A 5,629-nucleotide genomic window follows, 5' to 3' on the forward strand; every position below is an offset into this window, starting at 1 on the left:
TCGAAAAGCGTGATCGCCACGAAATGAGTCGCGAACGACCGACGCGGCCTCGCGGGTCGTGGCTCGGTCTCTGGCGGAGTTCGGGCCGGTACTAAGACGGGTGGCCCGCACCGAAGACTTCGGTGCGGGCCACCCGACCCCCAGTGATCGCGTATCCGCTTGCGCGGACCCGAGAAGTTTTGTTGTCCCGGTCCCCCAACCGGGACGACTCAAGAGTGCCGGAGCGCGCTGTCGTATCGCTGACGCCGTGATGACTCGTCCCGTCAGCGGCCGTCCTAGGCTGTGCACGGGGGAGGCGGAACGAGGGGACGCGATCGGATGGGCGCTGGGCCGTGGTTCGGCCTTCTCGGCCCCCTTGAAGTGCGCATACAGGGTCAGCCGGTGTCGGTTCGGGCGGGCAAGCACCGGGCGTTGCTGGCCGCGCTGTCGCTGCGCGCCGGCCGGGTCGTCTCAATTGGCGAACTGGTGTCGTTCCTGTGGGGCGGCGACCCTCCCGCGCGCACCCGGGGCACGTTGCAGACCTACGTGATGCGGCTGCGGCAACTCCTGGGCGACCCGTCGCTGATCCGGACCACTTCGGACGGTTACCGGCTGGTCGTGCCGCCGGAGCAGGTGGACGTGCACCGGTTCACGACCACGGCCGGCTTAGCGCGGCAGGCCGCGCAGTCGGGGCACCTGGCGGACGCCGCCGCCCTCTACTCGGACGCGCTGAGCCTATGGCGCGGCCCGGCGCTGTCGGACGTCCCGTCGGACACGTTGCGGGACGACGAGGTGCCGAGGCTCGCCGAACGGCTCCTGGTGGTGCACGAGGAGCGCAACGACGTCGAGCTGGCCCTGGGCAACCACGAGCGGCTGGTGCCCGTGCTGCGGTCGCTCACCGCGGACCACCCGCTGCGCGAGCGGTTCTGGGCGCAGCTGATGGTGGCGCTGTACCGGGGCAGCCGCCAGGCCGAGGCGCTGGAGGCGTTCCGGCTGGTCGCCCGGATGCTGGACGAGCAGCTGGGCATCGAGCCGGGCCCGGCGCTGCGCGAGCTGCACCAGGCGATCCTGGTCGGCGACCCGAGCCTGGCCGCGCCCGCCGACCGCGCCGACCCCGACGTGCCGGACCAGCTGCCGCCGGACGTGCCGGGTTTCGTCGGCCGCGACGAGCTGGTGGACCGGATCTCCCGCCTGATCGCGCCGGACGGGCCGCGCACCGCCGTGCCGATCGTGGCGCTGACCGGCGTTCCGGGCGTGGGCAAGACGGCGTTGGCGGTGCACGTGGCGCACCGGCTGCGGGACCGGTTCCCGGACGGACGGCTGTACGTGGACCTGCGCGGGTACGCGCTCGGGCCGGCGACGCCGGTGGTGGAGGTGCTGACCCGGTTCCTGCGGGCGCTGGGCGTGCCGCCGGAGCAGATCCCCGTGGACGTGGACGAGCAGAGCACCCTGTTCCGCTCCCTCCTCACGGGACGGCGGATGCTGCTGGTGCTCGACAACGCCGCCGCGCCGGACCAGGTCCGGCCGCTGCTGCCGGGCGCGGCGAGCTGCCCGGTGGTGGTGACCAGCCGGGACGACCTGCGCGGCCTGATCGCCGTCGACGGCGCCCGCCGGGTGAAGCTGGACGTGCTGGAGCCGGCCGAGTCGCTGGCCGTGCTGCGGCGGACCGGGCCGGCGGCGGAGGAGCTGGCGCGGCGGTGCGGCCACCTGCCTCTGACGCTGGGCATCGCTGCCGCGTCGGTCGGCAACGGCCCGGTGGCGCGGTACCTCGAACGGCTGGGCGACCGCCGTCCGCTGGACCTCGCGCACGCCGCCCTCACGCCGGGCGCGCGCCGGCTGTTCGGGCTGCTGAGCGTGGTGCCGGGGCCGGACTTCACCACCGAGGCGGCGGCGAACGCGGCCGACCTGCCCGTGCCGGAGGCCGCCGCGCTGCTCGACCAGCTCGCGGCGGCACGGCTGGTGCGGTCCGCCGGCGGCCGGTACGCCTTCCACGACGAGCTGGCCCGGTTCGCCGCCGGGGTGGCGGACCTGGAGTCGCCCGAGCAGGTGGGCGCGGCGCGGGTCCGGCTGCTGGAGTTCTACGTGCGGGCCGTGGACCACTGCGCCGAGCTGCTGTACCCGGACCTGATGCGGCTGCCCGCGAAGGTGGGCCGCGCGGTGCGGCTGCCCCGGATCGAGACGGCCGCGCAGGCGCGGGCGTGGCCGGACGCGGAGCGGGCGAACCTCACCGCGGCGATCCGGTCGGCGGCCGAGCGCGGGCCGGCGGCGGTGTCGTGGCTGCTGGCGGACGGCCTGCGCGGGTACCTGTGGATCGGCAAGCACGTCACCGAGTGGCTGTCGACCGCCCGGTACGGCCTGGACGCGGCGCACGAGCAGCGCGACGTCGCGGGCGAGGCGGCGATGCACCAGAACCTCGGCACGCTGCACTGGCGGCTCGGCGACTTCGCCACGTCCATCGCGCACTACACGCGGGCCGTGGAGCTGCACCGGCTGTCGGGCGACCTGGCGTCGGAGGCCGGCGTGCGCGGCAACCTCGGCGTGGTGCGGCTGGAGTCGGGCGACCTGGCGTCGGCGCGCAACGACCTGGAGACGTGCTTGGCGCTGCAGCGCGAGTCGGGCGGGCCGCGGTCGGGCGAGGCGGGCGTGCTGACCGGGTTGGGCGTGCTGGCGATCGAGACGGGCGAGCTGGCCGAGGCGGTGGACCTGCTCGGCGAGGCGTTGGCGATCAGCGTGGAGCACGGGTTGCGCGGCAGCGAGATCACCGCGTTGACGCTGCTCGGTGTGGCGTCGCAGCACATGGGCGAACCGCAGCGCGCGCTGTCGCACCTGGCGGAGGCGTTGCGCCTGTCGACCGAGGCCGGTTTCCGGGAGGCGACGGCACGCGTGCTGGAGAGCATCGCGTCGGTCCGGCTGGACCTCGGCGAGCACGCCGAGGCGCTGGAGCTGGCGGACGCGGCGCTGGCCGAGCTGCGCGAGGACGGCGACCAGCGGATCACCACGAACGTGCTGGTGGTGATGGCGTCCGCGAACCGGGGCCTCGGCTCGCTGCGGACCGCCGACGAGCAGTTCCAGCAGGCGCTCACGAAGGCGCGCCGCATCGGCTACCTGCCGGGCGAGGCGCGGGCACTGGTCGGCCTGGCGGGCGTGCGCCGGCTCCTGGGCCAGCCGGCGGAGGCGAAGGCCCTGGCGACCCAGGCCGTGGCCCTCACCACGAGGCTCGGCCTCCGCGTCACCGAGCGCTCGGCGCGCGCCGAGCTGGCCGCCCTCGTGGACGCCCTGGCCGGCACGCCCGGGGACGGCCGCTGATCAGCCGTCGATCAACGCGACCAGCCGGTCGGCCAGGTCGTCCCAGCGCCAGTGGTCGGTGACCCACTCGCGGCCGGCCGCGCCCATCTTGGCGGCGGTCTCCGGGTCGGCCAGCAGGCCGGCCACGGCGCCCGCGACCTCCGTGACGTCACGGCCGTCCACCACGCGCCCGGTCACGCCGTCGCGCACGGTCTCCGGCGCGCCGCCCGACCGTCCCGCGACGACCGGCAGCCCGGTGGCCGACGCCTCCAGGTAGACGATCCCGAGCCCCTCGACGTCCAGCCCGCGGCCCCGCGTGCGGCACGGCATGGCGAACACGTCACCCGCGTTGTAGTGCGCGGGCAGCTCCTCCCACGGCACGGAACCGGTCAGCACCACGTGCTCGGACACCCCGACCGACGCGGCCAGCCGTTCCAGCGTCGCCCGGTACGGCCCGCCGCCCACCACGAGCAGCGCCGCGCCGGGCACCCGCCGCCGGATCTCCGGCAACGCCCGCACCAGCACGTCCTGACCCTTGCGCGGCACGAGGCGGGACACGCACACCACCACCGGCCGGTCGCCCAGCCCGTACCGGGCGCGGACCTCCTCCCGCGCGGCGGGCGACGGCGCGTACACCGAGGTGTCCACACCGGACGGCAGGTGCTCCAGCGCCGCCATCGGCCCGAACGCCGCCGCGAACCGCGACCGCGTGTACCGGCTCACGAACGTCACCACGTCCACGTCGGACCCGATGCGCCGCAACGCCTGCCGCGCGCCCGGCAGCATGGACCACCCGACCTCGTGCCCGTGCGTCGACGCCAGCACGCGCGAGGCCCCGGCGGCGCGCAGCCGTGACGTCATCAACGCCAACGGGGCCGCCGCGCCGAACCACACGGCGTCGCAGCGCGCTCCGCGCAGGATGTCCGACGCGCGCCGCACCACGTCGGGCGTCGGCAGCATCAACGTGCCGGGGTGGCGCACCACCTCGAACGGCTGCGCCGCGTCGAACTCCGGGTGCGAGCCCGCCGGCGACTCCCACGACGGCGCGTACACCACCAGCTCCGGCAGCCGCACGGCCAACGCGTGCAGGTAGGCCTGGATGCCACCGGGCCGGGGTGGGAAGTCATTGGTCACCAACAGGGTCCGACGCACGCGCCCACGTTACGTGACCTGCCGGCGTCCCGTGCCGGCGCTGTCAGCCCAACTCCCGCCGCAGGAAGTCCTGCCAGCCGCGCACCAGCGCCGCCGTGTCCTCGCCGGTGACCTCCACCAGCACGGCGTCCACTTCGGACGCCCGAACCCGCGCGAGCCGCCGGTACAGGTCCACCAGGCCCGGCTCGCCCAGCCGTGACGCCAGGTGCAGGTTCAGCGACCACGACTGCTGGTAGGCCAGCTCCATCCCGTCACCGCGGAAGGCGTCGTCGGACGGCAGCGCGGTCGGCGGGCCGTCCCGCAGCTGCGCGGCGAGCAGCGGCGCGGCCTTGCGCGGCGGCACGTCGCTGCCCCGGTAGCCCACGTAGTCCGCGAACCCCTCCAGCAGCCACATCGGCGCGCCGTCGACCGTCTCACCGCGCGCGGCGACGTGCGTGATCTCGTGCCGGAGCAGCACGCGCAGCGACAGGGGCGACAACGCGCCCGCGCTGTCCGGGTTCAGCACGACCCGTTGGCCGCGGGCCGTGTGCTTCTCGGTGTCCACCCGGTCGGCCACCGCCACGCCGGCGATCGCGCCGGTGGCGAAACCGGGGCCGACCAGCGCGCGCATCTCGTCCGGGCCCGCCGGGATCAGCACGGCGACCTGCCGCGCCCACGCCTCGCCCCACACCTCCGTCACCGCGGTCACGGCGCCGTCCAGCTCGGCCAGCACCCGTGCGGCCAGCGCCTCTCCGCCGGGGTGGCTCAGCACGAACCCGCCGGAGCCGGTGAGCACGTGGCACGGCCCGAAGTCCCACGGCCCGCGCCACGTCCGCTTGCCCAGGGGCTCCAGCGCGGTGTCGGAGTTCAGGTACCAGCGGTCGCCGCGCCGGGTGAACAGGTACGCCATGCCCTGCGTGCTGGCCTCGACGTCGACACCGCGCAGCCGGTAGGCCAGCCGGACGTCCGGCGCCCACGACTCGTCGGCGGCGGGCAGGTCCAGCGAGGAGACGTCCGTCTCGCCGGACAGCCGGTACTCCCACTCGGCCAACGGCACGGCGGCGAGGTTGCGGAACAGGTCGCGCTGCCGTTGCCGGAACCCGGCGTCGGCCAGCGGGTCGAGGTCGGCGGTGAACGCGGTCTCGTCGCGCTCCAGCACGGCCCGCGCCCGCCGTTCCAGCAGCGACCGGACGTCGTCGGCCCACGGCGCGGCGCTCTCGGCGACGGCGGGCGG

3 protein-coding genes are annotated in these 5,629 nt (G+C 75.4%); 1 reads left to right on the forward strand and 2 read right to left on the reverse strand.

All coding sequences use genetic code 11. The features are described from left to right. Positions 1–381 precede the first annotated feature (381 nt). Positions 382–3,285: an AfsR/SARP family transcriptional regulator gene (locus ACFQ3T_RS33880; protein WP_380729783.1), complete on the forward strand. Its 2,904-nt coding sequence runs from the start codon at positions 382–384 to the stop codon at positions 3,283–3,285. On the opposite strand, the gene ACFQ3T_RS33885 is transcribed toward ACFQ3T_RS33880, so the two are convergent. Both ACFQ3T_RS33885 and ACFQ3T_RS33890 read right to left on the reverse strand, forming a co-directional pair. Beyond that, the gene (locus tag ACFQ3T_RS33885) at positions 3,286–4,416 is read right to left on the reverse strand and encodes a glycosyltransferase family 4 protein (RefSeq protein WP_380729786.1); all 1,131 of its coding nucleotides are present in this window, start codon (positions 4,414–4,416) and stop codon (positions 3,286–3,288) included. 43 nt (positions 4,417–4,459) lie between these two features. Then, the coding region (locus ACFQ3T_RS33890) for a hypothetical protein (RefSeq protein ID WP_380729788.1) at positions 4,460–5,629 on the reverse strand (1,170 nt) is incomplete at its 5' end.

The organism is Saccharothrix hoggarensis (assembly GCF_042678885.1).
Lineage (GTDB): Bacteria > Actinomycetota > Actinomycetes > Mycobacteriales > Pseudonocardiaceae > Actinosynnema > Actinosynnema hoggarensis.